The sequence below is a fragment of the Streptomyces sp. SS8 genome (assembly GCF_054072955.1).
The window spans coordinates 16479-42579 of record NZ_JBSVCZ010000027.1; the positions used below are offsets into that span (position 1 = coordinate 16479).

Sequence of the window (26101 nt, forward strand, 5' to 3'; positions counted from 1 at the left end):
TCCCTCCCGGGAAGTTCACCCGGAGGAGGGATCCTCGATCAGTCCTCCAGGTTGACGTTGCGGGCCGAGGTGGCGCCGATCTCCTCGGCCATCTCGGCCATCACCGGAGCCGGGATGGGGCCGTCCACGGTGAGGGCGACCAGTGCCTCACCGCCCTCCTCGGCGCGGGAGACCTGCATACCGGCGATGTTGATGCCGGCCTCGCCCAGGATGCGGCCGACGGTGCCGACCACGCCGGGACGGTCGGCGTACCGCAGGAAGGCCATGTGCTCGGCCAGTGCCAGGTCCACGTCGTACTCGCCGACGGCGACGATCTTCTGGACGTGCTTGGGTCCGGAGAGGGTGCCCGAGACCGAGACCTCCTGGCCGTCGGCCAGGGTGCCACGCACGGTCACCACGTTGCGGTGCTCCGGGGACTCCGAGCTGGTGGTCAGCCGGACCTCCACCCCGCGCTCCTGCGCGAACAGCGGCGCGTTGACGTAGCTGACCGTCTCGTCGACGACGTCCTCGAAGACGCCCTTGAGAGCGGAGAGTTCGAGCACCTTGACATCGTGCTGGGTGATCTCGCCGTAGACCTCGACGTCGAGCCGGACGGCGACCTCGCCCGCCAGCGCGGTGAAGATCCGTCCCAGCCGCTCGGCCAGCGGCAGTCCGGGCCGTACGTCCTCGGCGATCACGCCGCCCTGGACGTTGACCGCGTCCGGGACCAGCTCGCCGGCGAGCGCCAGCCGCACCGAGCGGGCGACCGCGATGCCGGCCTTCTCCTGGGCCTCGCCGGTGGAGGCGCCCAGGTGCGGGGTGCACACCACGTTGTCGAAGGCGAACAGCGGGGAGTCGGTGCACGGCTCGGTGGCGTACACGTCCAGGCCCGCTCCCGCGACCCGGCCCTCCTTCAGGGCCGACAGCAGCGCCGCCTCGTCCACGATGCCGCCGCGCGCGGCGTTGACGATCCGCACGGTCGGCTTGACCTTGTGGAGCGCCTCGTCGCCGATCAGACCCAGCGTCTCGGGGGTCTTGGGCAGGTGGACGGTGATGAAGTCGGAGGTCTCCAGCAGCTCGTCCAGGGAGAGCAGCTTGACGCCCATCTGCGCGGCCCGGGCGGGCTGCACGTAGGGGTCGTAGGCGACGACCCGCATGCCGAAGGCGGACATCCGCTGGGCGACCAGGACGCCGATGCGGCCGAGGCCGACGACACCGAGGGTCTTCTCCGACAGCTCCACGCCGGTGTACTTGCTGCGCTTCCACTCGCCGTTCTTCAGGGCGGTGTTGGCCTGCGGGATGTTGCGGGCGGTGGCGACGATCAGGCCGCAGGCCAGCTCGGCCGCGGTGACGATGTTGGAGGTCGGCGCGTTGACGACCATCACGCCGGCCTTGGTGGCGGCGGAGACGTCGACGTTGTCCAGGCCGACTCCCGCACGGGCGACGACCTTCAGCCGCCGGGCCGCGGCGATGGCCTCGGCGTCGACCTTGGTGGCGCTGCGCACCAGGATCGCGTCGACGTCGGCGATGGCGGTCAGGAGCTCGGCTCGGTCGGCCCCGTTGCAGTGCCGGATCTCGAAGTCCGGGCCGAGGGCGTCGACCGTGGCCGGCGAGAGTTCTTCGGCGATGAGTACTACGGGTTTGCTCACTTCGGTCTTCAGTCCTCACTGGTCCGTGCCGGCGGCCGCGTCCCGACGGCCGAGGGCGGTGGAGGTGGGCAGCCGCGTGGAGACGCACGACGCTGTGAGCCTGTGACGCGCTTGTGTGTGCAGTGTATCGGCGGAGGGGCGGCCCCGGTGGCCGGTCACCGGGGCCGCTCCGCCCCGTCGGCGGGCCGCGGCGTCCACCTGCGGGCGGGTCGGGCGGCGCCGGGCCGTCCGCGACGGCCCGGCGGTCCGCTCAGTTCTCGTCGTCGACCCAGCTCATGAGCTTGCGCAGCTCACGGCCGGTGGTCTCCAGCAGGTGGTCGCCGTCGGCCTTCTTGTACTCGTTGTACTTGGGCAGGCCGGCGTTGTACTCGGCCATCCAGTTCCTGGCGAAGGTGCCGTCCTGGATCTCGGCCAGGACCTTCTTCATCTCGGCCTTGGTGTTCTCGTTGATGATCCGCGGGCCGGTGACGTAGTCGCCCCACTCGGCGGTCTCGGAGACCGACCAGCGCATCTTCCCCAGGCCGCCCTCGTACATCAGGTCCACGATCAGCTTCAGCTCGTGGAGGCACTCGAAGTACGCGATCTCGGGCTGGTAGCCGGCCTCGACCAGGGTCTCGAAGCCCGCCTTGACCAGGGCCGAGGCGCCGCCGCACAGCACGGCCTGCTCACCGAACAGGTCGGTCTCGGTCTCCTCGGTGAAGGTGGTCTTGATGACGCCGGCGCGGGTGCCCCCGATGCCCTTGGCGTAGGACAGGGCCAGCTGGAAGGCGCTGCCGGTGGCGTCCTGCTCGACGGCCGCGATGCAGGGGACGCCGCGGCCCTCCTCGAACTGGCGGCGGACCAGGTGGCCCGGGCCCTTGGGGGCGACCATGCAGACGTCCACACCGGCCGGGGGCTTGATGAAGCCGAAGCGGATGTTGAAGCCGTGGCCGAAGAAGAGGGCGTCGCCGTCCTTGAGGTTCGGGGCGATGGACTCCTCGTAGACCTTGGCCTGGATCGGGTCCGGCACCAGGACCATGATCACGTCGGCCTCGGCGGAGGCCTCCGCCGGGGTGACCACGCGCAGCCCCTGCTCCTCGGCCTTGGCCCGGGACTTGGATCCCTCGGGGAGACCGACGCGGACGTCGACGCCCGAGTCGCGCAGGGACAGGGCGTGGGCGTGGCCCTGGCTGCCGTAACCGAGGACCGCGACCTTGCGGCCCTGGATGATGGACAGGTCGGCGTCGTCGTCGTAGAACAGCTCGGCCACTTGGGATATCTCCTTGTTGTTCTTGCCGCACCGGCGGTCTCGCCGTACGGGTCGGGGGTGCGGGGCCCGTCCCCGCAGCCGCCGCCTGGGCCACCGTATGCCGGTGCGGGCGGGGACGGGCTGGGGTCTCGCTATGCGGTCCGGTCGAGCGCGCGCAGCGAACGGTCGGTGATCGACCTCGCTCCGCGGCCGATCGCGATCGTGCCGGACTGGACCAGCTCCTTGATGCCGAACTGCTCCAGCATCTTGAGCATGGCCTCCAGCTTGTCGCTGCTGCCGGTCGCCTCGATGGTGACGGCCTCCGGGGAGACGTCGACGGTCTTGGCGCGGAAGAGCTGGACGATCTCGACGATCTGCGAACGGGTCTCGTTGTCGGCGCGGACCTTCACCAGGACCAGTTCGCGCTGGACCGCGGACCCCGGCTCCAGTTCGACGATCTTCAGCACGCTGACGAGCTTGTTGAGCTGCTTGGTCACCTGCTCCAGCGGAAGGTCCTCGACGTTCACCACGATGGTGATGCGGGAGATGTCGGGGTGCTCGGTGACGCCGACGGCGAGCGAGTCGATGTTGAAACCGCGACGGGAGAACAGGGCGGCGATCCGGGCGAGGATGCCCGGGGTGTTCTCCACCAGGACGGAGAGCGTGTGCTTGGACATCGGATGTGGTGTTCCGTTCCTCGGATTCCTCTGGGACTCGGTCGTCTGGGGATCAGTCGTCGCCGTCGCCGAAGTCGGGGCGGACGCCGCGCGCCGCCATGACCTCGTCGTTGGAGGTGCCGGCCGCGACCATCGGCCAGACCATCGCGTCCTCGTGGACGATGAAGTCCACGACCACGGGGCGGTCGTTGATGGAGTTGGCCTTCTCGATCACCGCGTCGAGCTGCGCGGGGTCCTCACAGCGGATGCCGACGCAGCCCATGGCCTCCGCCAGCTTCACGAAGTCCGGGACACGGGTGCCCCTGTTCCCGGGGCTGACGGCGTCCGGGCCGCTGTGCAGCACGGTGTTGGAGTAGCGCTGGTTGTAGAAGAGGGTCTGCCACTGGCGGACCATTCCCAGGGCGCCGTTGTTGATGATCGCGACCTTGATCGGGATGCCGTTGAGCGCGGCGGTCACCAGTTCCTGGTTGGTCATCTGGAAGCAGCCGTCGCCGTCGATCGCCCAGACGGTGCGGTCCGGGACGCCGGCCTTGGCGCCCAGCGCGGCCGGGACGGCGTAGCCCATGGTGCCCAGGCCGCCGGAGTTCAGCCAGGTGGCGGGCTTCTCGTACTTGACGAAGTGGGCGGCCCACATCTGGTGCTGGCCCACACCGGCGGCGAAGACCGTGCCCTCGGGGGCCAGTGCGCCGATGCGCTCGATGACCTGCTGCGGGGCCAGGGAGCCGTCCTCGGGGTGGTCGTAGCCCAGCGGGTACGTCTCGCGCCAGCGGTTGAGCTGCTGCCACCACTCGGTGTGGTCGCCGGTGTTGCCCGCCTCGTGCTCGGCGCGGACGGCCACGACCAGATCGGCGATGACCTCGCGGGCGTCACCGACGATCGGGACGTCGGCGGTGCGGTTCTTGCCGATCTCGGCCGGGTCGATGTCCGCGTGCACGATCTTCGCGTACGGCGCGAAGGAGTCCAGTCTGCCGGTGACGCGGTCGTCGAAGCGGGCGCCGAGCGCGACGATCAGATCGGCCTTCTGCAGAGCGGTGACGGCCGCGACGGTGCCGTGCATGCCGGGCATGCCCAGGTGCTGCGGGTGGCTGTCGGGGAAGGCGCCCAGCGCCATCAGGGTGGTGGTCACCGGAGCGCCGGTCAGCTCGGCCAGCACCTTCAGCTCGGTGGTGGCCCCGGCCTTCAGGACGCCGCCGCCCACGTACAGCACCGGGCGGGCGGCCTCGGTGATCAGCCGGGCGGCCTCACGGATCTGCTTGGCGTGCGGCTTGGTCACCGGACGGTAGCCGGGCAGGTCCGTGGTGGGGGGCCAGGAGAACGTCGTCCGCGCCTGCAGGGCGTCCTTGGCGATGTCCACCAGGACCGGGCCGGGCCGGCCGGTGGAGGCGATGTGGAACGCCTCGGCGATCACCCTCGGGATCTCGGCCGGGTCGGTGACCAGGTAGTTGTGCTTGGTGATCGGCATCGTGATGCCGCAGATGTCGGCTTCCTGGAAGGCGTCGGTGCCGATCGCCTTGGAGGCCACCTGGCCGGTGATCGCGACCAGCGGGACGGAGTCCATGTGCGCGTCGGCGATCGGGGTGACCAGGTTGGTGGCGCCGGGGCCGGAGGTGGCCATGCAGACGCCGACCTTGCCGGTGGCCTGGGCGTAGCCGGTGGCGGCGTGACCGGCGCCCTGCTCGTGACGGACGAGGACGTGGCGCACCCGGGAGGAGTCCATCATCGGGTCGTAGGCGGGCAGGATGGCGCCGCCCGGAATGCCGAATACCGTGTCGGCGCCGACTTCCTCGAGAGAACGGATGAGGGACTGGGCTCCCGTGACGTGCTCGACGGTGGCGGGCTGCGGCTGTGCTCCGCCGGTACGGGCCCGCGGCTGCGGGCGGGGGGCCCCGGTGGCCTGCTCGGTCATCACTTGTCTCTTCTCGGAGAGTTGAGGGTTTGACGCTCGTTGTAGGTGGCTGTGGGTGGGTCGCGCTCGAGTGCCGCTGGCACCGGTGCAACAAAAAACCCCTCGTGCCGTCAGGCAAGCGAGGGGAGCGCGTCGATGTCGTCCACAGGGCGGGCATGCCCTGGTTCAGTCGACGCGCTGTCCAATTACGAGAAGTCGGGTGCGCATGGCACCGACCTTCCTCCCGCGGCGCCTGGGGTGTCAAGTGGGTGGGACGGACGTCTCACTATTTGAACGCAACGGAGGATGCGCCGCCAGGCCGCGCGCACTCGGCCCGCCCCTGTGCGCGGGCAGCGAACCGGCGACCACCACCGAGCGGCCGGCGCCCGGGAAGTGCTGCTCCTCACCGGAGACGGGGTAGCTCCCTCGGGCCAGGGCACGCCTGAGCCGGTGCTCGTCCAGGGGCTTGGAGAAGGCGGCTCCCTGGGCGTGGGTGCAGCCCAGCGCGCGCAGCGCCGCGGCCTGTTCGGGCAGGTCCACCCCGTCGGCGACGGAGAGCATCCCGAGGTCGTCGGCGATCCGCAGCAGCCCGGAGGTGATTTTCCGCACCCGGGGGGAGTCCACCACCCCGTCGACCAGCGTGCGGTCCAGCCTCAGCGCGTCGGCGGGGAGCCTGCGGAGCGCGGCGAGACCGGAGTGGGCGCCGAAGCCGTCCAGGGTGATGCCGACCCCGATGCGCCGCAGTGCGGTGACCCACAGCTCCAGTTCGTCCAGCGAGACGCGGGGGTCGGTGTCGGCCAGTTCGACGACGAGGGCGTCGGGCGGCAGCCCGTGCCGGGACAGCAGCGCCTCGACCGTGGCCGGAGTCGTGGAACGGTCGGTGAGGCGGCGCGCGTCCAGCCGTACGGACACCGGTACGCGGTAGCCCGCCTGGTGCCGTTCGGCGGCCTGCTCGACGGCCCTGCGCAGCAGCCACCGGCCCGCGTCCCCGTCACCGCGGGCGTCCGCCGCGAGGCCGTGCGGAGGCTGGGGGCCGTACTGCGCCGGCGGTGCGGGCCTGGCCTGGGGGGCGGACTGGGGGCCGCCCGGCGGGAACAGCACGCCCCGGGCGGAGCGCCTGCGGGCCTGGGCCGCGACCGAGGCGATCTTCCCGCTGGAGAGCTCGACCACGGGCTGGTGGAGCAGCGCGAACTCGCTCTCCGCCAGCACTCCGCGCAGCCGGTCGGTGGTCAGCTCCGCCCGGCGGACGGCCTCGGCCTGCGGCTGCGAGGCGTACAACTCGACCCGGTTCTTGCCCGCCTGCTTGGCGCGGTACATCGCCAGGTCGGCATGGCGCATCAGCACGGCAGGGGTCACTCCGGGCTCGGCGAAGGCCACGCCGATGGAGGCGGCGACCCGCGCCTCGCCGCCCTCGACCCGGTAGGGCCGGGAGAGGGTGGTGCGCAGCCGTTCGGCGATCTCCAGGACACGGTACTCGCGCTCGGCCCGGTCGCACTTCCCGTCGCCGACGATGAGCGCGGCGAACTCGTCCCCGCCGAGCCGGGCCGCGGTGTCCCCGGCTCGTACGGCCTCCCGCAGCCTGCGGGCCGCCTGGATCAGCAGTTCGTCCCCCGCCTGGTGGCCGATGGTGTCGTTGACGGCCTTGAATCCGTCGAGGTCGATATAGAGCACCGCCGTGTGGCCCGCTCCCGCGTCGCCCCGGCGCCGGCCGCCCAGCGCCCGGCGGACCCGTTCGGTGAACAGCGAGCGGTTGGGCAGGTCGGTCAGGGGGTCGTGGGAGGCGTTGTGCTGGAGTTGAGCCTGGAGCCGCACCCGTTCGGTCACATCGCGGCTGTTGAAGATCAGGCCGCCCTGGTAGCGGTTGACCGTGGACTCGATGTTGAGCCAGCGGCCCGAGGCGTGCCGGATGCGGCACTCGATGCGGGTGGACGCCTCCTCCCGGGGCGGGGTGGCCAGGAAGCGGCGCACCTCGTGCAGGACCCGGCCCAGGTCCTCGGGATGGATGAGGGAGGCCAGTTCGGAGCCGACCAGTTTGTCCGGCTCCCGGCCGTAGACGCCGGCGGCGGCCGGGGATACGTACCGCAGCATCCCGGCCGGCGAGGCGATCATGATGACGTCGCTGGATCCTTGCACCAGCGACCTGAAGTGGTTCTCCTTCTGGGCCAGTTCCTGGGTGAGGCGGATGTTCTCCAGCAGCATGATGCCCTGCCGGACCACCAGGGCCAGTACGACGGTGCAGCCGGTCAGCAGCACCACCGGGTCGATGGCCCCGCCGTCGCGGACGTTGTAGAGGATCCCCAGGGTGCAGACGGCGGCCGCCAGGTACGGGGCGAGGGCGGCCAGCGATCCGGCCACCGCTCCGTTCCCGGGCGCGGGAGGCCGGACGGCCGGACGCAGGGGGGTGTGCCGGCTGCCGCCCCCCTCCCGGCAGCCGACCCAGGGGGCGTACGCGAGCAGCAGCGAGCCGGCGAACCAGCCGGCGTCGAGGACCTGGCCGGAGGAGTAGTTCTCCCGCAGCAGGGGCGAGGTGAACAGGGCGTCGCAGAGCACGGTGAGCGCGAGTGCCCCGATGACGGTGTTGACGGCCGACCGGTGGGCGGACGAGCGGCGGAAGTGGAGCGCGAGGACCATGCTGATCAGCACGATGTCCATCAGGGGGTAGGCCAGCGACAGGGCCACCAGGGAGAGGGACTCGCCCCGCCAGTACGAGGGGTGGTCCAGCGCCAGGCTCCAGGAGAGGGTGAGCAGCGATCCCCCGACCAGCCAGGTGTCCAGGACCAGGCGCGTCCAGCCGGCCCGGGTGACCGGCCGTTTGGCGAGGACCAGCAGTCCGACGATGGCCGGTGGCGCGAAGAGCAGGAAGCAGAAGTCCGCCGCCGAGGGGCTGGGCACGGGCACGCCCAGCACGACCTCGTACCAGCCCCAGATCCCGTTGCCGAGCCCGGCCATCGCCGAGGAGATCCCGAACAGCGTCCAGGCGGGCCGGAAGGGCGTGTCCGGGTGGGTGCGGGCGTAGTGCACGCACGATCCCGCGGCCGCGAAGGCCGCGGCGCTCAGTCCGAAGTCGCCCATGAACAGCGCCACCGCCGGGGATCCCCAGCCCAGCAGCGCGCCCAGCGCGTACGCCCCGCACAGGGCGGCGAGCGCCAGCCGCGAGAACGCCCGCCGCTCCGCGGCCCCCGTCCCGCCGTGCGGGCGGGCCGTGCGGGGCAGCCGCGGGAAGCGCGGCTGTTCCGTCCCCCGGGCGCTCATCGCGCCGCCCCTGGATGCGGCAGTGCCCGCCCCGGCCCGCGGAGCCCGGGCCCGGGTGGTGTCCAACACCGTTGGTGCGTCCGGTGGTTCGTCCGGTGGCCGTGCATGTCGCCCGTCCCCCCTCGCTGGTCTGGTACGCCCCCGGATCGGACGATACACCAGAATGGTCACTCAGGGACATAGCACTTCTACACAGCGTGACTGATGAAGGAATTGCCGATACAATCCGCAGCCACCCGTATCCGGAGCGTGCGGATGGCCGTGCGGGCGGTCGTCCGCGTCTGCACCACCCGTCTCGCGCCCCGTCCCCCTTCCGGCGGGGTCTTCACCCGGCCGAGGCGACGACGTTCTCCGGTTCCTCCCCGGCCGCGAAGCGCCGCAGCTGGGCCCGGAGCAACCGCTTGGCGCGCGGCAGGAACGCGGAGGTCGGACCTCCCACGTGCGGTGTGATCAGGGTGCCGGGCGCCTTCCACAGCGGATGGCCGGCGGGCAGCGGCTCGGGGTCGGTGACGTCGAGCGCCGCCCGCAGCCGCCCGGACTCCAGCTCCGCCAGCAGCGCACCGGTGTCCACGACGGCGCCGCGCGCGACGTTCACCAGCAGCGCTCCGTCCTTCATTCGCGCCAGGAAGTCCGCGTCCACCAGACGGCGGGTGGCGTCGGTGAGCGGGGTGACCAGGAAGACCACGTCGGCCTCGGGCAGCAGCCGGGGCAGGTCGGCGAGGGTGTGCACCGGACCGCGCGGCACGGTGCGGGCGCTGCGGGCCACCCGGTGGACCGCCTCCGGTTCGAAGGGCGCCAGCCGGTCCTCGATGGCGGCGCCGATGGAGCCGTAGCCGACGATCAGCGCCCTCCGGTCGGCGAGGGCGGGCCGAAAGCCCGGCGTCCACCGGCCTTCGTCCTGGGCGCGGACGAAGGCCGGGATGCCGCGCAGCGAGGCGAGGGCGAGGGTGAGCGCCAGTTCCGCGGTGCTCGCGTCGTGGACGCCGCGGGCGTTGCACAGCACAGTGCCCCGGGGCAGTTGCGGTACGGCGGACTCCACGTGGTCGATGCCGGCGGTGAGCGTCTGCACCACGCGCACGTTCGGCATGTGCGCCAGCGGTCGTACGGCGACGGCCTGACCCTTCAGGTAGGGAACGGCGTAGAAGACGCAGTCCGCCGGGTCCGCCGGGAACTCCTCCTCCCCGTCCCAGTGGACGTAGCGGAACGACTCGGGAAGCCCACCCATCTCGGCGGGCGGGATGGGCAGCCAGACATCTGCGGAAGCCATGGCCAGAGGCTATCCGGAGGCTGTGCGGGGGCGCCGGAAGGCACCCGTTAGGTTGGGAGCGCCCTACGGGGGCGACCCCGCGGGGGCGAGGAGGGAGCACGTCCAGGTGGAGCGCAGGACAATCGGTGCGGGGGCACTGGAGGTGGGTGCCATCGGGCTCGGCTGCATGCCGATGAGCTGGGCCTACACCGCGTCCGAGCGGGACGGCGAGTCCTCGATGCGCACGGTGCACGCGGCCCTCGACCGCGGGGTGACGCTGCTGGACACCGCCGACATGTACGGGCCGTTCACCAACGAGCTGCTGCTGGGCCGGGTGCTGCGGCGGCGCCGTGCGGACGTGTTCGTCTCCACCAAGTGCGGCCTCCTCGTCGGCGAGCAGCACATCGTCGCCAACGGGCGCCCCGGCTATGTGAGGCGCGCCTGCGACGCCTCGCTGCGCCGGCTGCAGACCGATGTGATCGACCTCTACCAGCTCCACCGCGCCGATCCGGAGGTGCCCGTCGAGGAGACCTGGGGCGCGATGGCCGAACTGGTCGCGGCCGGCAAGGTGCGCTCGCTGGGGTTGTGCGCGGTGGGCGCGCGGGAGCGGCGCCGCGGGTCCAGCGCACCCGCGTACGCCGGAACGCTCCGGCAACTGGAGAGGATCCAGCAGGTCTTCCCGGTCAGCTGCGTGGAGGCCGAGCTGTCGGTGTGGTCCCCCGAGGCCCTGGCCTCGCTGCTGCCGTGGTGCGAGGCGCGCGGCATCGGCTTCCTGGCCGCGATGCCGCTGGGCAGCGGCTTCCTGACCGGCACCCTCACCCCGGGCGGCGGTTTCGAGCGCGACGACGTACGCGCCCGGCACCCGCGGTTCACCGCCGAGATGATGGCCGCCAACCAGCCGATCATCGCCGGGCTGCGGCGCGTCGCCGCCCGGTACGGCGACGCCACTCCGGCGCAGGTGGCCCTGGCCTGGCTGCTGGCCCAGGGGCGGCACGTGGTGCCGGTTCCGGGCGCCAAGAGGGAGCGCTGGGCGGTGGAGAACGCGGCGGCGGCGCGTCTGGAGCTGGACTCGCGGGACCTGGCGGAGATCGCCGCGCTGCCCGCCGCCCAGGGGTCGTGGGACTGAGCCGGGAACATCCGGCGCCTCCACGGCGTACGGTCGGGTGTACGGGCCGGCCGGCGCGCACCGCGTGCGCGGCCGGTCCCCGTACCGCAGGCGAGAGCCGCCCGTAGTCGAGCAGTCGAAAGGCGCACCGATGCCGCGAAGCCGTCCCCCCTCCGTACGTCCGCGTCCGCGGCCGCCGCTGCGTAAGGCCGCCGCCGCCCTCGCCGGGCTCGCCCTGCTGGCGGCGGGCTGTTCGGACGGTGGATCCGGTGAGGGGGCACCGGACCGCACCGGCACCACCTCCTCCCCCTCCCCCGGCGAGTCCCGCTCCCCCGGCTCCTCGGCCGCGCCCGCCGAGGGCTCGGCGGAGGTCACCGGCACCGTGGCGGAGAACCTGGACTCCCCCTGGGGACTGGCTCCGCTGCCCGACGGCGGTCTGCTGGTCTCCTCCCGGGACGAGGGCACGATCTCGCTGGTCGACCCGGAGAGCGGGAAGACCGCCGAACTGGGTTCGGTGCCCGGAGTCGAACCGGGCGGCGAGGGTGGCCTGCTGGGCATCGCGGTGTCGCCCGACTTCGCCGAGGACCGCTACATCTACGCCTACTTCACCAGTGCCTCCGACAACCGGGTCGTGCGCATGCTCTACGACGCCGGCAAGGAGGAGGGCAACCGGCTCGGCGCGCCCAGCACGGTTCTGCGCGGCATTCCCAAGGGGATGGTCCACAACGGCGGCCGGATCGCCTTCGGCCCGGACCGGATGCTCTATGTGGGTACCGGCGACTCCGGTGACCAGAGCCTCGCCCAGGACCGGGAGTCGCTCGGCGGCAAGATCCTGCGCATGACGCCGGAGGGCGACCCTCCCGGCCGCGGCAACCCCGAGGCGGACTCGGTCGTCTACTCCTGGGGCCACCGCAACGTCCAGGGACTGGCCTGGGACGCGGAGAAGCGCCTGTGGGCTTCGGAGTTCGGCCAGAACACCTGGGACGAACTCAATCTGATCCGGCCCGGCGGGAACTACGGCTGGCCCGAGGTCGAGGGCGAGGCCGGCGAGGAGGGCTTCGTCGACCCCGTGGCGCAGTGGAAGCCCGCCGAGACCTCCCCCAGCGGCATCGCCGTCGCGAAGGGCTCGGTGTGGATGGCGTCGCTGCGGGGGGAGCGGCTGTGGCGCGTTCCCTTGGACGGCGCGAAAAAGGTGGCACAGCCGCAGGCGTTCCTGGAAGGTGAGTACGGGCGGTTGCGGACGGTCGTCTCCGACGGCCGCGACGGGCTGTGGCTGGTGACCAGTGAGACCGACTCGCGCGGTACGCCCGCCGAGGAGGACGACCGCATCCTGAGGCTGGAGGTCAGCTGATGTTCAACCTGATCGAGGAACTGTTCAACCCCGGGCGCCGCCACGCCGACGACGAGCGCAGGCGGCTGGAGAACACCCGGGTCGAGGAGGGCAGCCACGATCCGGGGCGCGGCCCGATCGACCTCTCCTCCGGACACGTTCTGATCAGGACCCGCGGCTCCGCCCCGAAGTCGGCCTGACCTCGCGGTCGGCCCGGCCCCGCGCGGCGGCTGCCACGCACCGGTCCCGTACACAGGTCCCGCACGCCGGCCCCGCACACGGCGAACGGCCCGGCCCCCGCGCTCCGGACGGGGAGCGCGGGGGCCGGGCCGTGGCGGCCGGAGGGGCGTCAGCCCTGCACGCCCAGCTTCTCCAGAATGAGCTCGCGCACCCGGGCGGCGTCCGCCTGGCCCCGGGTGGCCTTCATGACGGCGCCGACGAGCGCACCCGCCGCCGCCACCTTGCCGCCGCGGATCTTCTCGGCGATCGCCTCGTTGGCGGCGATCGCCTCGTCCACGGCCGCGCTCAGCGCGCCGGTGTCCGAGACGACCTTCAGACCGCGCTTCTCGACGACCTCGTCCGGCCCGCCCTCGCCCGCGAGGACGCCCTCGATGACCTGGCGGGCCAGCTTGTCGTTGAGGGAGCCGTCGGCGACCAGCTCACCCACCCGGGCGACCTGGGCCGGGGTGATCGGCAGGGCGGACAGCTCGGTGCCCTGCTCGTTCGCCCGGCGGGCCAGCTCACCCATCCACCACTTGCGGGCCTGGTCGGCCGGGGCACCGGCGTCGATGGTGGCGGTGATCAGGTCGATGGCGCCGGCGTTGAGGACGGACTGCATCTCGTGCTCGGAGATGCCCCACTCCTCGCGCAGCCGGTTGCGGCGCAGACGCGGCAGCTCGGGCAGACCGGCCCGCAGCTCCTCCACCCACTCACGCGCGGGCGCGACGGGCACCAGGTCCGGCTCGGGGAAGTAGCGGTAGTCCTCCGCCTCCTCCTTGACCCGGCCGGAGGTGGTGGAGCCGTCGTCCTCGTGGAAGTGACGGGTCTCCTGGACGATCGTCCCGCCCGAGCCCAGCACCGCGGCGTGGCGCTGGATCTCGAAGCGGGTGGCCCGCTCCACGCTGCGCAGCGAGTTGACGTTCTTGGTCTCCGAGCGGGTGCCGAACGTCTCGGTGCCGTGCGGCCGCAGCGACAGGTTGACGTCGCAGCGCATCTGGCCCATCTCCATCCGGGCCTCGGACACCCCGAGGGCCCGGATGAGCTCGCGCAGCTCGGCGACGTACGCCTTGGCCACCTCGGGCGCGCGCTCCCCGGCTCCGGTGATCGGCTTGGTGACGATCTCGATCAGGGGGATGCCGGCGCGGTTGTAGTCCAGCAGCGAGTGCACGGCGCCGTGGATACGGCCGGTGGCGCCGCCGATGTGGGTGGACTTGCCGGTGTCCTCCTCCATGTGGGCGCGCTCGATGCCGACGCGGAAGACCTCCCCGTCCTCCAGCTGGACGTCCAGGTAGCCGTCGAAGGCGATCGGCTCGTCGTACTGGGAGATCTGGAAGTTCTTCGGCATGTCCGGATAGAAGTAGTTCTTCCGGGCGAAGCGGCACCACTGGGCGATCTCGCAGTTCAGCGCGAGGCCGATGCGCACGGCGGACTCCACCGCGGTGGCGTTGACCACCGGCAGCGAGCCGGGCAGCCCCAGGCAGACGGGGCAGGTCTGCGTGTTGGGCTCGGCGCCCAGCGCGGTGGAGCAGCCGCAGAACATCTTGGTCCTGGTGCCCAGTTCGACATGGACCTCAAGGCCCATGACGGGGTCGTAGGAGGCCAGCGCGTCCTCGTACGACACCAGTTCGGTGACAGTCACGAAAGTCAAACCTTTCAGGCGCTGCGGTCAGTCGTCGGCGAGGACGTCGTCGATGTCCAGGCGCCGCACCTCGCGGACGAGGATGGCGACGCTGGTCAGGATCGCGGCGCCGGAGACGATGGCGTCCAGGAGCTGGAGCCTGTCGTCCTCCCGCCGGGCGAGCTGCATCTGCTTGACGACGCCGACGGCGCCGAAGAGCGAGGTGCCGATGGACAGGTACAGGCCGGGCCGGGACTTCTTGAAGCCCTTGGCCTTCTTCAGTGCGCTCACAGCCTGCCTCCGTTCGCTTCTCCGCCCGCGCGGCGGAAAGACGCGGCCTTCGTAGTCGTCTGCGGCCCGTCGGCCGCGCGTGCGACGCTCACAGCCTGCCTCCGTTCGCTTCTCCGCCCGCGCGGCGGAAAGACGCGGCCTTCGTAGTCGTCTGCGGCCCGTCGGCCGCGCGTGCGACGCTCACAGCGAGGGCGCCTCCTCGAGCAGCGGGTGTCCCCAGCGTGCGTGGTAGGCGGCCTCGACCGCCGCTCCGACACGGTAGAGCCGGTCGTCGGCCATGGCGGGGGCGATGATCTGCAGGCCCACCGGGAGCCCGTCCTCGGGGGCCAGGCCGCACGGCAGCGACATGGCCGCGTTGCCCGCCAGGTTGGACGGGATGGTGCACAGGTCAGCCAGGTACATGGCCATCGGATCGTCCGCCCGTTCCCCGATGGGGAAGGCGGTGGTCGGCGTGGTCGGCGAGACCAGTACGTCCACCCGCTCGAAGGCGGCGTCGAAGTCGCGCTTGATCAGGGTGCGCACCTTCTGGGCGGAGCCGTAGTAGGCGTCGTAGTAGCCGGAGGACAGCGCGTAGGTGCCCAGCATGATGCGGCGCTTGACCTCGGGGCCGAAGCCGGCCTCGCGGGTGAGAGAGGTGACCTCCTCCGCCGAGCGGGTGCCGTCGTCGCCGGCGCGCAGGCCGTAGCGCATGGCGTCGAAGCGGGCCAGGTTGGAGGAGCACTCCGAGGGCGCGATCAGGTAGTAGGCCGCCAGCGCCCTGTCGAAGGACGGACAGGAGATCTCGACGATCTCGGCGCCCAGCTCGCGCAGCAGCTCCACCGACTCGTTGAAGCGCTGCATGACCCCGGCCTGGTAGCCCTCGCCGGCGAACTCCCTGACCACGCCGACGCGCAGGCCCTTGACGTCGCCGTTGCGGGCGGCCTCGACCACCGGCGGGACGGGGGCGTCGATGGAGGTGGAGTCCAGCGGGTCGTGCCCGGCGATCGCCTCGTGCAGCAGGGCCGCGTCCAGGACGGTGCGGGCGCAGGGCCCGCCCTGGTCGAGGGAGGAGGAGAAGGCGACCATGCCGTAGCGGGAGACGGCGCCGTAGGTCGGCTTCACGCCGACGGTGCCGGTGACGGCGGCCGGCTGGCGGATGGAGCCGCCGGTGTCGGTGCCGATGGCCAGCGGGGCCTGGTAGGAGGCGAGTGCCGCGGAGGAGCCGCCGCCGGAGCCGCCCGGGATGCGGGTGAGGTCCCACGGGTTGCCGGTCGGGCCGTAGGCGCTGTTCTCCGTGGAGGAGCCCATGGCGAACTCGTCCATGTTGGTCTTGCCCAGGATCACCACGTCGGCGTCCTTGAGCCGCCTGGTGAGCGTGGCGTCGTACGGCGGGATCCAGCCCTCGAGGATCCTGGAGCCGACCGTGGTGGGCACGCCCTCGGTGGTGAAGATGTCCTTGAGCGCGAGCGGGACGCCGGCCAGCGGGCCGAGCTTCTCGCCGCGGGAGCGCTTGGCGTCCACGGTGCGGGCCCGGGCCAGCGCGCCCTCGCGGTCCACGTGGAGGAAGGCGTGCACCTTCTCGTCCACGGCCTCGATGCGGGCGAGGTGTGCCTCGGTCACCTCGACGGCGCTCGCCTGGCCGGAGGCGATGCGTGCGGCGGTCTCGGCCGCGGTGAGCCTGGTCAGATCGCTCGAATGCGTCATGGCGTTCACTCCTCCCCCAGGATCTGCGGCACCTTGAAACGCTGCTGCTCCTGGGCCGGGGCGCCGGAGAGCGCCTGCTCGGGGGTCAGCGACGGACGGACCTCGTCCGGGCGCATGACGTTGGTCAGCGGCAGCGGGTGGGAGGTCGGCGGTACGTCCTCGTCGGCGACGTCGGAGACGCGGGCGACCGCGCCGATGATGTCGTCGAGCTGTCCGGCGAAGTGGTCGAGCTCTTCGTCCTTCAGCTCCAGACGTGCCAGCCGGGCGAGGTGGGCGACCTCCTCGCGCGTGATGCCAGGCATGCAGCGATTCCTCGGGGTGAGTGGTGGATCCTTCGGGGCTTGGCGGACTCTTCCCGCCGTCCGCCCCGATCCTGTGACTCCTCCGTCTCCTGAGCGGGACGGCTTTCCCCCCGGCCTTCCGGCCGGGGCGCGGCCAAGTCCTGACCGCTGCCCGGAGGGCAGAACAGCATGCTAACAGTTTGGCCGCGGCGCACGGCGGTGCCGGGACGGGGGCGGAAGGGGCCCGCGCCCCCGTCCACGCCTCCGTCCGGGCGCCCGGACGGAGTTGCCTCGCGCCTACCGCGCGGGCTGCCCGCGGCGCCCCGGGGTGGTCTTCCGGGCCGGTCCCGGCAGCGCGGGGTGCGCCGCCTCGACCGCGGGCGGCGCCCCGTCGCGTGCCCGCAGCCAGGCGGTGGCCTCGGCCGGGGGCATCGCGGCCGACACCAGCCAGCCCTGCACGGCGTCGCAGCCCAGATCGCGCAGGCGCTCCCAGGTCTCGTCGTCCTCCACGCCCTCGGCGACGACGAGCAGGCCGAGGGAGTGCGCGAGGTCCACCGTGCAGCGCACGATCTCGGCGTCCTCGGCGTCCACCGCCAGGCGCGCCACGAAGGAGCGGTCGATCTTCAGCTCGCTCACCGGCAGTCTGCGCAGGTGCACCAGTGAGGAGTAGCCGGTGCCGAAGTCGTCCAGCGACATCCGCACCCCGTGGCCGGTGAGCGCGGCGAGGGTGTCGGCGGCCCGCTGCGGGTCCTCCAGCAGGACGTGCTCGGTGATCTCCAGCTGGAGCGACCCGGCCGGGACTCCGTGCCGGGCCAGCCGGGCGGCCACCGATCCGGCGAAGCCTGGGCTGTGGACGTCGCGGGGCGAGACGTTGACGGCGACCGGCACGGTCAGGCCCCAAGAACGCCAGCGGGCGACCTGGGCGAGGGCGGTCTCCAGCACGTAGTCGGTCAGGCGCGGCATCAGGCCGGAGGTCTCGGCGATGGCGATGAACTCGTCCGGGGGGACCCTGCCCCGCTCGGGGTGCACCCAGCGCACCAGTGCCTCCAGGCCGCAGACGGAGCCGTCGAAGGCGACCTTGGGCTGGTAGTGCAGTTCGATCTCGCCCGCGTCCAGGGCGCGGCGCAGGTCGCCCAGCAGGCCCAGCCGGTCGGGTGTGTTGCCGTCGCGGGCGGCCTCGTAGACCTCCACGCCGCTGCGGTCGCGCTTGGCCTGGTACATCGCGACGTCGGCGCGGCGCAGCAGGCCCTCCGCCTCGCCGGCGTGGTCGGGGAAGACCGCGACCCCGGCGCTGGCCTCCAGCTCCAGGGTCAGTCCGTCCAGGTCCAGCGGCGAGCCGAGGACGCCGACGAGCGCGCGGGCGACGCGCTGGGCGCTGGTGGGCGAGTCGGCGAACGGGAGCAGCACGGCGAACTCGTCGCCGCCCAGCCGGGCCACCTCGGCGCCGCGGGGCAGCGCCGTCCGCAGCCGGTCGGCGATCTGCAGCAGCAGCCGGTCGCCCGCCAGGTGGCCGAGGGTGTCGTTGACCGACCGGAAGCGGTCGAGGTCGATGAGGACGAGGGCGGAGCGGGCGCCCAGCCGGTCCGCCTCGTCCAGGGCGGACCAGGTGCGCTCCAGCAGCCACTGGCGGTTGGCGAGCCCGGTGAGGGGGTCGCGCAGCTGCTCCTCGGCGCGGGCCCGGGCGATCCACAGGGCGAAGTCCAGCGCGACCAGCGGCACGGAGAACAGCGGCAGCAGCAGCGGCATGTGGACTGCGACCACGACGATCAGCGGGGAGATGGCCAGCAGCGCGAGGGCGACCAGTCCCTGCCGGGCCAGGGCGGTGCGGGCGACGGTGGGCAGGCCCGCCTGGCGCGGGGCCAGGATGTACCACAGCAGCGTCCGGGTGACGAGCAGGTAGGCGGCGGCGGCCAGGAGGACCTCGGGGAGCGCGTACAGGCTCCAGGCGGCCGGGCGCCAGGGCTGCTCCACCGAGGGGTGTACGCCGAAGCCCGCCAGGCACAGCGCCGCGGCGCCGATGCCGAGGATGTCGACCGCGCCGTGCCGCAGTGCCTGGCGCCAGCGGTGCCGCCGGGCCGCGCCGACCAGGACCACCACCGCGAGGCTGACCAGGGTGGCCGGGATCCAGCCGTACAGCAGCAGGATGGCCAGGGTGAGGGCGGCGCCGGAGCCGGTGCCGCCCCACCAGCGGTCGCGGCCGAGGGCGACCAGATGGCCGACGATGAGGCCGGTGAGGACGGCGAAGGACCAGCCCGTCGTGCCGCTGGGGAAGAGGGCGTGTCCTTCGGAGACCACCCGGTGGATCCCGGCGGCCAGCGCGACGGCGGCGACCGCGACGACCGCGCGGGAGAGCCCGGGCGCCTCCGGCGGGGCGGCGCGCCGCGGCTTCGGCGCGCCGTCGGGGCCGTCGCCCGGCGGGGCGGTGGTCGGTCGGGGCCGCCCGTGGCGGAGCCACTGCTGTCCCCGGTCCCGGGGTTTGTGCTGCATGCGCGTCCCTCTCACAGCCGTCGGTGCCCACGCCACGGCAGGCGCACCCCGTCAACAGTAGGGCGCGGCCGGCCGGCCGGGCAGTGATCGATCGGGGTTGCCCGAATGCCGACCGGTCGATCGCGTCCGTCTGATAAGCGCCGTGCAGCCTCTCCTCATCACTCGGTCAACGACATTGGCCGAAAAAGGATTTGGCGGCGGTGACACCACCGCCGCCAACGCTCCGTCACCCGGCGGGCTGCTCCGCGGCGGGCTCGACGGGGACGACGGCGGCCTCCCGCGCGGCGTCGGGGCCCTGCTCCAGCAGGACGGCGAAACCGTCGTCGTCCAGGATCGGGACCTTCAACTGCACGGCCTTGTCATATTTCGATCCAGGACTGTCTCCCGCTACAACAAAACCGGTCTTCTTTGAAACAGAACCGGTCACTTTCGCTCCCAGGGCCTGTAGGGCCTCTTTTGCGCCATCCCGCGTGTACGACCGCAGGGTCCCGGTGACCACCACGGTGACCCCCTCCAGCGGACGCGGCCCCTCCTCGGCGCCGCCCTCCTCCTCCATCCGGACACCGGCCGCCCGCCACTTCTCGACGATCTCGCGGTGCCACTCCTCGGCGAACCACGCCTTGAGCGAGGCCGCGATGGTCGGGCCGACCCCCTCGGTGGCCGCCAGCTCCTCCTCGGACGCCTCGGCGATCCGCTCCAGCGAACGGAACTCCCTGGCCAGCGCCTCGGCCGCCACCGGGCCGACATGGCGGATCGACAGCCCCGTGATGATCCTGGCCAGCGGACGCTCCTTGGCCGCCCGGATGTTCTCCAGCATCGCCAGCGTGTTCTTCTTCGGCTCGCCCCTGAGATTGGCGAAGAAGGTGACGACCTTCTCCTCCCCCGTCTTCGGATCCCGCTTGGGCAGGCCGCTGTCCTGGTCCAGCACCAGGGACTTGATGGGCAGCAACTGCTCCACGGTGAGGTCGAACAGATCCCCCTCGTCCCGCAGCGGCGGTGTGGCCGGCTCCAGCGGCTGCGTCAGCGCGGTGGCCGCCACGTACCCGAAGTGCTCGATGTCCAGGCACTTGCGCCCCGCCAGGTAGTAGAGCCGCTCGCGCAACTGGCCCGGGCAGGAGCGGGCGTTGGGGCAGCGCAGATCGACGTCCCCCTCCTTGGCCGGTTTCAGCCCGGTGCCGCACTCGGGGCACTCCGCGGGCATCACGAACTCCCGCTCGCTGCCGTCCCGCAGATCGGCGACGGGGCCCAGGATCTCGGGGATGACGTCGCCCGCCTTGCGCAGCGCCACGGTGTCCCCGATCAGCACGCCCTTGGCCCTGACCACGTCCTGGTTGTGCAGGGTGGCGAACTCCACCTCCGAGCCGGCCACCGTCACCGGCTCCACCACGGCGAACGGCGTGGCCCGCCCGGTACGGCCGATGCTCACCTTGATGTCCAGCAGCCTGGTGTTGACCTCCTCCGGCGGGTACTTCCAGGCGATCGCCCAGCGCGGCGCCCGCGAGGTGGAGCCCAGCCGCCCCTGGAGGGGGATCTCGTCCAGCTTGACGACGACCCCGTCGATCTCGTGCTCCACCGAGTGGCGGTTGGCGCCGTAGTGGGCGATGTACTCCCGCACTTCTTCGGTGGAGCCGACCACCCTGGCGTGCGCGGCGGTCGGCAGACCCCACTCGTGCAGCAGCTCGTAGGCGTGCGACAGCCGGTCGATGTCGAAGCCCTCGCGGGCGCCGATGCCGTGCACCACCATGTGCAGCGGGCGCTCCGCGGTGACCTTGGGGTCCTTCTGCCGCAGCGAGCCGGCCGCCGCGTTCCGCGGGTTGGCGAACGCCGGCTTGCCCGCCTCGACCAGCCGCGCGTTCAGCTCCTCGAAGCGCTCCATGGGGATGAACACCTCGCCGCGGATCTCCACCAGATCCGGGATGCGCTCCCCCTTCAGCCGCTCGGGGATCTGCGCGATGGTGCGGACGTTGGGCGTGATGTCCTCCCCGGTGCGCCCGTCGCCGCGGGTCGCGGCGCGCGTCAGCCTGCCGTGCTCGTACGTCAGGTTGACCGCGAGTCCGTCCACCTTCAGCTCGCACAGGAAGTGGTAGGGAACGCCGCCCAGTTCGCGCGCGATCCGGTCGGCCCAGGACGCCAGTTCCTCGTCGTCGAAGGCGTTGTCCAGCGACAGCATCCGCTCGCGGTGCTGTACGGCGGTGAACTCCGTCTCGTAGGAGCCGGCCACCTTCTGCGTCGGCGAGTCCGGCGTGGCCAGCTCCGGGTACCTCGCCTCCAGCTCCTGGAGCTCGCGCATCAGGGCGTCGAACTCGGCGTCGCTGACGACCGGCGTCGTCACGTAGTACCGGAAGCGGTGCTCGTCGACCTCCTGGGCCAGCCGCGCGTGCCGCTCGCGCGCCTCGCTGTCCGGGCTCACCGTCTCCATGTATCCAAGCCTCCCGTTACTCTGGGTCGTTTACGAGCGAGCGTGCGGCCCGGACACAGTGCGCGAGCGCGGCCCGCGCGTAGGCCGGCGAGGCGCCGGCCAGACCGCAGGCGGGCGTGACGACCACCGACCGCGCCAGCAGCTTCGGAGACAGCCCGAGCCTGCGCCACAGCGTCCTGACACCCATGACGCTACCGGCAGGGTCTGACAGTGCCCTCGAGTCCGGCTCCACCGCCGGGACGGCCCCGGCGAACAGCGCGGTGCCCGCCTCGACCGCCTCCCCGACCGCCTCGTCGTCACGCTCGGTGAGCAGCGAGAGGTCGAAGGAGATCCCGTCCGCGCCCGCCCGGCGCAGCAGCCCGAAGGGCACCCCCGGAGCGCAGGAGTGCACCACCACGGAAGTCCCCTCCACCGCCTCCCGGGCCGCCCCGACCACCTGCCGCAGCGCCCCCTCGGCCACGCCGCGGTCCACGGCCGGATGGGTGCGGTAGCCGCTGGCTGTGGACACCCTGCCCAGCAGCACGGCCGTCAGCGACGGCTCGTCGAGCTGGAGGACGAGCCGGGCCCCCGGCACCCTGCGCCGCACCTCGGCGAGATGGACGCGCAGGCCTTCGGCCAGGGATTCGGCCAGATAGCGGCAGGCGCCCGCGTCGCCGAGCATCGCCTCGCCGCCGCGGCGCTCCAGCGACGCCGCCAGCGTCCACGGCCCGACGGCCGAGACCTTCAGCGCCCCGGCGTAGCCCTGGGTGAACTCCTCCAGCGCGTCCAGGTCCTCCCCCAGCCAGGACCGGGCCCGCCGGGTGTCGCGCCCGGGCGCGTCGCCGACCCGCCACCCGCTGGGCTCCAGGCGGGCGTACAGCTCCACCAGCATCCCGGCCGTCCGCCCGATCATGTCCGCGCCGGGCCCGCGCGCGGGCAGCTCCGGCAGGTACGGGAAGTGCTCCAGGCTGCCGGTGACGGTCCTGGCCGCCTCCCGGGCGTCGGTGCCGGGCATCGACCCGACGCCGGTCGCGGCCCCCTCGCCCCACACGTGCTCCCTCACGCCGACGGCCTCACCCTCAGGTCGGTGATCTCCGAGCCCGCGGGCAGGTCGAGGGCGGTCAGGACGGCGGTCGCCACCGCGGACGGGGGGATCCAGCGCGCCGGGTCGTACTCCCTGCCCTCCTGCCGGTGCACCTTGGCCTGCATGGGCGTGGCGGTGCGCCCCGGGTAGACGGAGGTCACCCGCACCCCGGCGCCGCCCTCCTCCGCGCGCAGCGAGTCGGCGAGCGCCTTCAGCCCGTGCTTGCTGGCGGCGTACGCGCCCCAGTCGGCGTTGGCGTTCAGTCCCGCTCCGGAGTTGACGAAGACCACGTGGCCGTGCGCCAGGCGGATCTGCGACAGCAGCAGCCGGGTCAGCTCGGCGGGGCCGACGAGGTTGACCGCCAGGGTGGCGTTCCAGACCTTCGGCGTCAGCTCCCCGACCTTCCCCAGGTCCACCACCCCGGCGACGTGCAGCAGCGAGTCCACCCGCTCCGGCAGTTCCTGGTGGGACAGCGCCCACGACAGCCTCTCGGGCTCGGCCAGGTCGCCGACGAGGGTGCGGGCGCCGGGGAAGCGCTCGGTCAGTTCCCTGGCGCGGCCGGCGTTCCGCGCCAGCAGCCACAACTCCTCGCCCCGCTCCCGCAGGCGCTCGGCGATCTCGGCCCCGATGCCGGAGCCCGCCCCGGTGATCACATGCGTTCCCATGCGCGACATCGTCCCATCCGCCGTCCCCGGTGGCGGGAATGGTGCCGTCCACCGCGGCGGGCGTGATCGAATGGGGCCTCATGGCCGCTCCCGTACCGCAGCCCCCTCGGCCGGAGCCCTCCGCGCCCGCCCACGCCGCCGTCCCCGTCCCCGCCGTCCCTCCGCAGGGCGGCCCGCGGCAGGGCGGCGGCGGGCACTCCGGCCACATGGTCGTGTGCGGCGACAACTCCCTGTCGCAGCGGCTGGTACGCGAACTCGCCTCCGTCTACGGACAGAAGGTCACCGTCGTCCTGCCCTCGCTGCGCGGTGGTGACCAGGGCCCGCAGATCGCCGCGCTGGTCGGCGACCGGCACCTGGACGTACGGGCGGTGGAGGCCCAGATACCCGACGACGAGGCGCTGCGGGAGGCGGGCATCGAGCACGCCGCCGCGCTGGCCCTGACCTCCGGCGACGACCAGCTCAACATCCACACCGCGCTGCGCGCCCGCCGCATCAACCCCGAACTGCGCCTGGTCATCCGGATGTTCAACCGGACGCTGGGCCGCTATCTGGAGGACCTGCTCGACCGGACCATCGCCGCCCGCGTCCCCGGCCTGAACCAGCGGGCCGTGGACGCCTCCACCACCGTCCTGTCCGACGCCGACACCGCCGCCCCCTCCATGGTGGCGGCGGCCGTGGTCGGCACCAGCAAGGTCATACACGCCGGCGGGCTGCTGCTGCGGGCCAAGGAGCGCACCGTGGGCACCGCGGGCCGCCGCGACCCGCTGTGCACCCTGGCCCTGCTGCCCGACGCCCCGGACTCCGACGAGGGCGACGTCTACACCGACCCCGAGGACCACGACGGCCCCGTGCTGCTGCCCGACCCGCGCGAGCTGGAGGGCCTGCCCGACGAGCGCGGCACCGTCGTCCTGGAGGCGATCACCCGCCGTCCCGACCGGGCCGGCGCCCCGGCCCCCCGGGTGCCGAGACTGCCGGTGGGCAGCTTCTTCTCCCGGAAGCTGCGGGCCGCCCTGCTCGGCCTCACCGCGGTGGTCGTCCTGCTCGCCGCCGCGAACTGGTACGTCACCCGCGAGACGCCGCTGCACGCCGCCTACATCACCCTGCTCAACGTGATGTCCATCAACGAGCCCGAACTGGAGGGCAGCACCGGGGAACAGGTCCTGCAACTGCTGGGCGGGCTGGCGGGCACCGCGCTGCTGCCGCTGATGTTCGCCGTCGTGCTGGAGAGCTACGGCACCTTCCGCCGGGCCGCCACCCTGCCGCCCCCGCCGCGCGGCATCGAGAAGCACGTCGTCCTGCTGGGCCTGGGCAAGGTCGGCACCCGTGTGCTGGACCAGCTGCTGGAACTGGGCATCCCCGTGGTGTGCATCGAGCGCGACGACGAGGCCCGCGGCATCGCCACCGCCCGCGCGCGCCGGGTGCCGACCCTGATCGCGGACGTCACCGAGGACGGGGTGCTGGAGGAGGCGGGGATAGCGCGCAGCCGCGCCCTGCTGGCGCTGACCAGCGACAGCGGCACCAATCTGGAGGCCACGCTCTACGCCCGCCAGGTCAACCCCGACCTGCGGGTGGTGATGCGCCTGTTCGACGACGAGTTCGCCGCCACCGTCTACCGCACGCTGCGCGACACCTACCCCGGCGCGCAGACCCGCAGCCGCAGCGTCTCGGCCCTGGCGGCGCCGGCCTTCGCCGGAGCCATGATGGGCCGGCAGGTGCTGGGCGCCATCCCCGTGGGCCGCCGGGTGCTGGTCTTCGCCGCGGTCTCGGTGGAGGGCAACCGGCTGCTGGAGGGCCGCACCGTCGGCGAGGCGTTCCGCCCCGGCTCCTGGCGGATCCTGGCCCTGGACACAGCCCCGCCCGACCGTCGCCGCGCCGACCTGGGCTCCCTCACCTCCGGCGCCCGCACCTACACCCTCACCGGCGACCTCGCCTGGCGGCTGCACGACGGCTACGTGCTGACGGCGGGCGACCGCGTGGTGGTGGCCGCCACCCGCGAGGGCCTGGGCGTCCTGCTCTCGGGCGAGGACCCTCGCGGGGCGGACACCGGTGGCGCGAACGGCGCCGGCGGCACGGGAGCGGGAGCGGGGAGCCCGGCCCCCGCGCCGTGAACCGCGCCGCCGTCCGCCCCGGCGCGGGCTACACCGGGCTGCGCTCCGGTTCCGGCCCGCCCGCCGCCGCCCGGTCGGGCGCCGGCCGGGTGACGCGGATCTTGGACTGGCCGTGCGGGAGCCGCTCCCAGTCGTCCATGAGACGCGCCGTCAGGCCGTGGCTGGCCGCGAGGTCGGTCAGCGTCTCGGTGCGGTAGTAGAAGTCCTCGCGCAGCACATGGTGCTCGCGGCCCTCGGTGCGGTCGAAGGTGAAGTCGAAGAAGCCGCCCGGGGCGAGGATCCGCCCCACGTTCTCCAGGCACTGGTCGACGACGTCCAGCGGCGAGTGGGAGAACACGCTGTGGGCGTGGACGACCGTGAAGTGCCCCTCGGGCAGGAAGTCGAAGGTCAGGTCGTCGGCGATCGCCAGATGGGGCAGCTTGTCCTGGAGCCCGTGGCGCACGACGGTCCGCTTGGCCTCGATCAGTATGTGGGGCGATATGTCGATCCCGTAGTAGTGGCCGGGGTCGAGGTGGTCGATGAACAGCCGGCCCGCCCGCAGGTTGCCGCAGCCGATCTCCAGCATCCGGTCGTCCGGCCTCAGCCCGTGCTCCAGCAGATAGTCGAACTGCATCCGCCCGATGGCCAGCCACCGCTCGTACGACGCCCTGCCGCCGACCGCCGCCTCCGGGCTGCGGGCGGCGTCGGAGGCCATCACGGCCCGGTAGTACCCGATGTGGTCGTCGCGGTACTTCGCCCGCAGCCAGGCGTCCCGGGCGGCCCGGCGCAGATGGGCGGGGACGCGTTCGGGATGGCCGATCGCGTAGCGCACCTTGTGGGCGAGGGTGGCGCGGTTCCGGGAGAGCCTGGAGTCGGATGGGGTCCTGGTTCCCATGGGGACCTCCGCTTAGCTCGGGGTCGGGCCGGTGGCGTCAGT

The 26101-nt window shown here is 72.8% G+C and carries 19 protein-coding genes; 4 read left to right on the forward strand and 15 right to left on the reverse strand.

Going from position 1 to position 26101, the window contains the following annotated elements; translation table 11 throughout:
* Positions 1 to 38 precede the first annotated feature (38 nt).
* The 6 genes from serA to ACW69E_RS22865 all read right to left on the reverse strand — a co-directional run bounded on the left by serA (position 39) and on the right by ACW69E_RS22865 (position 9937).
* On the reverse strand, positions 39 to 1628 hold the full coding sequence (gene serA, locus ACW69E_RS22840; protein ID WP_457500153.1) for a phosphoglycerate dehydrogenase: 1590 nt from the start codon (positions 1626 to 1628) through the stop codon (positions 39 to 41).
* A gap of 250 nt (positions 1629 to 1878) precedes the next feature.
* Positions 1879 to 2877 (reverse strand): ketol-acid reductoisomerase, encoded by a 999-nt coding sequence (ilvC, locus tag ACW69E_RS22845; protein WP_457500154.1) that lies wholly within the window; start codon positions 2875 to 2877, stop codon positions 1879 to 1881.
* 131 nt (positions 2878 to 3008) lie between these two features.
* The gene (gene ilvN / locus ACW69E_RS22850) at positions 3009 to 3533 is read right to left on the reverse strand and encodes an acetolactate synthase small subunit (RefSeq protein WP_093663300.1); all 525 of its coding nucleotides are present in this window, start codon (positions 3531 to 3533) and stop codon (positions 3009 to 3011) included.
* A gap of 52 nt (positions 3534 to 3585) precedes the next feature.
* Positions 3586 to 5439, reverse strand: a complete 1854-nt coding sequence (locus tag ACW69E_RS22855; protein WP_457500155.1) for an acetolactate synthase large subunit — start codon at positions 5437 to 5439, stop codon at positions 3586 to 3588.
* Between the two features lie 240 nt (positions 5440 to 5679).
* Positions 5680 to 8670 (reverse strand): putative bifunctional diguanylate cyclase/phosphodiesterase, encoded by a 2991-nt coding sequence (locus ACW69E_RS22860; protein ID WP_457500156.1) that lies wholly within the window; start codon positions 8668 to 8670, stop codon positions 5680 to 5682.
* A gap of 325 nt (positions 8671 to 8995) precedes the next feature.
* Positions 8996 to 9937, reverse strand: a complete 942-nt coding sequence (locus ACW69E_RS22865) for a 2-hydroxyacid dehydrogenase (protein ID WP_457500157.1) — start codon at positions 9935 to 9937, stop codon at positions 8996 to 8998.
* 106 nt (positions 9938 to 10043) lie between these two features.
* On the opposite strand from ACW69E_RS22865, the gene ACW69E_RS22870 reads away from it, so the two are divergent.
* The 3 genes from ACW69E_RS22870 to ACW69E_RS22880 all read left to right on the forward strand — a co-directional run bounded on the left by ACW69E_RS22870 (position 10044) and on the right by ACW69E_RS22880 (position 12551).
* Positions 10044 to 11042 carry an aldo/keto reductase gene (locus tag ACW69E_RS22870; RefSeq protein ID WP_457500158.1) on the forward strand — a complete coding sequence of 333 codons (999 nt, stop codon included), beginning with the start codon at positions 10044 to 10046 and terminating at the stop codon, positions 11040 to 11042.
* A 130-nt stretch (positions 11043 to 11172) separates the two neighbouring features.
* A complete protein-coding gene (locus ACW69E_RS22875; protein ID WP_457500159.1) occupies positions 11173 to 12372 on the forward strand; it encodes a PQQ-dependent sugar dehydrogenase in 1200 nt (399 codons plus the stop codon).
* Positions 12372 to 12551: a DUF6191 domain-containing protein gene (locus tag ACW69E_RS22880; protein ID WP_093847474.1), complete on the forward strand. Its 180-nt coding sequence runs from the start codon at positions 12372 to 12374 to the stop codon at positions 12549 to 12551. Before ACW69E_RS22875 ends, ACW69E_RS22880 begins: the two co-directional genes overlap by 1 nt.
* A 149-nt stretch (positions 12552 to 12700) precedes the next feature.
* Here ACW69E_RS22880 and gatB read toward each other — a convergent pair whose 3' ends face one another.
* The 8 genes from gatB to ACW69E_RS22920 all read right to left on the reverse strand — a co-directional run bounded on the left by gatB (position 12701) and on the right by ACW69E_RS22920 (position 23077).
* Entirely contained in the window at positions 12701 to 14209 is a 1509-nt protein-coding gene (gatB, locus tag ACW69E_RS22885; protein ID WP_457500160.1) for an Asp-tRNA(Asn)/Glu-tRNA(Gln) amidotransferase subunit GatB, read from the reverse strand.
* 27 nt (positions 14210 to 14236) lie between these two features.
* Positions 14237 to 14479 (reverse strand): hypothetical protein, encoded by a 243-nt coding sequence (locus tag ACW69E_RS22890; protein WP_206351791.1) that lies wholly within the window; start codon positions 14477 to 14479, stop codon positions 14237 to 14239.
* Between the two features lie 180 nt (positions 14480 to 14659).
* A complete protein-coding gene (gene gatA / locus ACW69E_RS22895) occupies positions 14660 to 16162 on the reverse strand; it encodes an Asp-tRNA(Asn)/Glu-tRNA(Gln) amidotransferase subunit GatA (RefSeq protein WP_457500161.1) in 1503 nt (500 codons plus the stop codon).
* Positions 16163 to 16167: 5 nt separating this feature from the next.
* Positions 16168 to 16464, reverse strand: a complete 297-nt coding sequence (gene gatC / locus ACW69E_RS22900) for an Asp-tRNA(Asn)/Glu-tRNA(Gln) amidotransferase subunit GatC (RefSeq protein WP_031505700.1) — start codon at positions 16462 to 16464, stop codon at positions 16168 to 16170.
* Between the two features lie 276 nt (positions 16465 to 16740).
* Positions 16741 to 18930, reverse strand: a complete 2190-nt coding sequence (locus ACW69E_RS22905; RefSeq protein WP_457500162.1) for a putative bifunctional diguanylate cyclase/phosphodiesterase — start codon at positions 18928 to 18930, stop codon at positions 16741 to 16743.
* A 226-nt stretch (positions 18931 to 19156) separates the two neighbouring features.
* The gene (gene ligA / locus ACW69E_RS22910; protein ID WP_457500163.1) at positions 19157 to 21349 is read right to left on the reverse strand and encodes an NAD-dependent DNA ligase LigA; all 2193 of its coding nucleotides are present in this window, start codon (positions 21347 to 21349) and stop codon (positions 19157 to 19159) included.
* A 16-nt stretch (positions 21350 to 21365) separates the two neighbouring features.
* The gene (locus ACW69E_RS22915; protein WP_457500164.1) at positions 21366 to 22391 is read right to left on the reverse strand and encodes a methionine synthase; all 1026 of its coding nucleotides are present in this window, start codon (positions 22389 to 22391) and stop codon (positions 21366 to 21368) included.
* Positions 22388 to 23077, reverse strand: coding sequence for an SDR family oxidoreductase (locus ACW69E_RS22920; RefSeq protein WP_457500165.1), 690 nt, complete (start codon positions 23075 to 23077; stop codon positions 22388 to 22390). The genes ACW69E_RS22915 and ACW69E_RS22920 overlap by 4 nt, the downstream gene beginning before the upstream one ends.
* Before the next feature lie 206 nt (positions 23078 to 23283).
* On the opposite strand from ACW69E_RS22920, the gene ACW69E_RS22925 reads away from it, so the two are divergent.
* The gene (locus ACW69E_RS22925; protein WP_457500208.1) at positions 23284 to 25185 is read left to right on the forward strand and encodes an NAD-binding protein; all 1902 of its coding nucleotides are present in this window, start codon (positions 23284 to 23286) and stop codon (positions 25183 to 25185) included.
* A 28-nt stretch (positions 25186 to 25213) separates the two neighbouring features.
* Here ACW69E_RS22925 and ACW69E_RS22930 read toward each other — a convergent pair whose 3' ends face one another.
* On the reverse strand, positions 25214 to 26059 hold the full coding sequence (locus tag ACW69E_RS22930; RefSeq protein WP_457500166.1) for a class I SAM-dependent methyltransferase: 846 nt from the start codon (positions 26057 to 26059) through the stop codon (positions 25214 to 25216).
* Positions 26060 to 26101 lie beyond the last annotated feature (42 nt).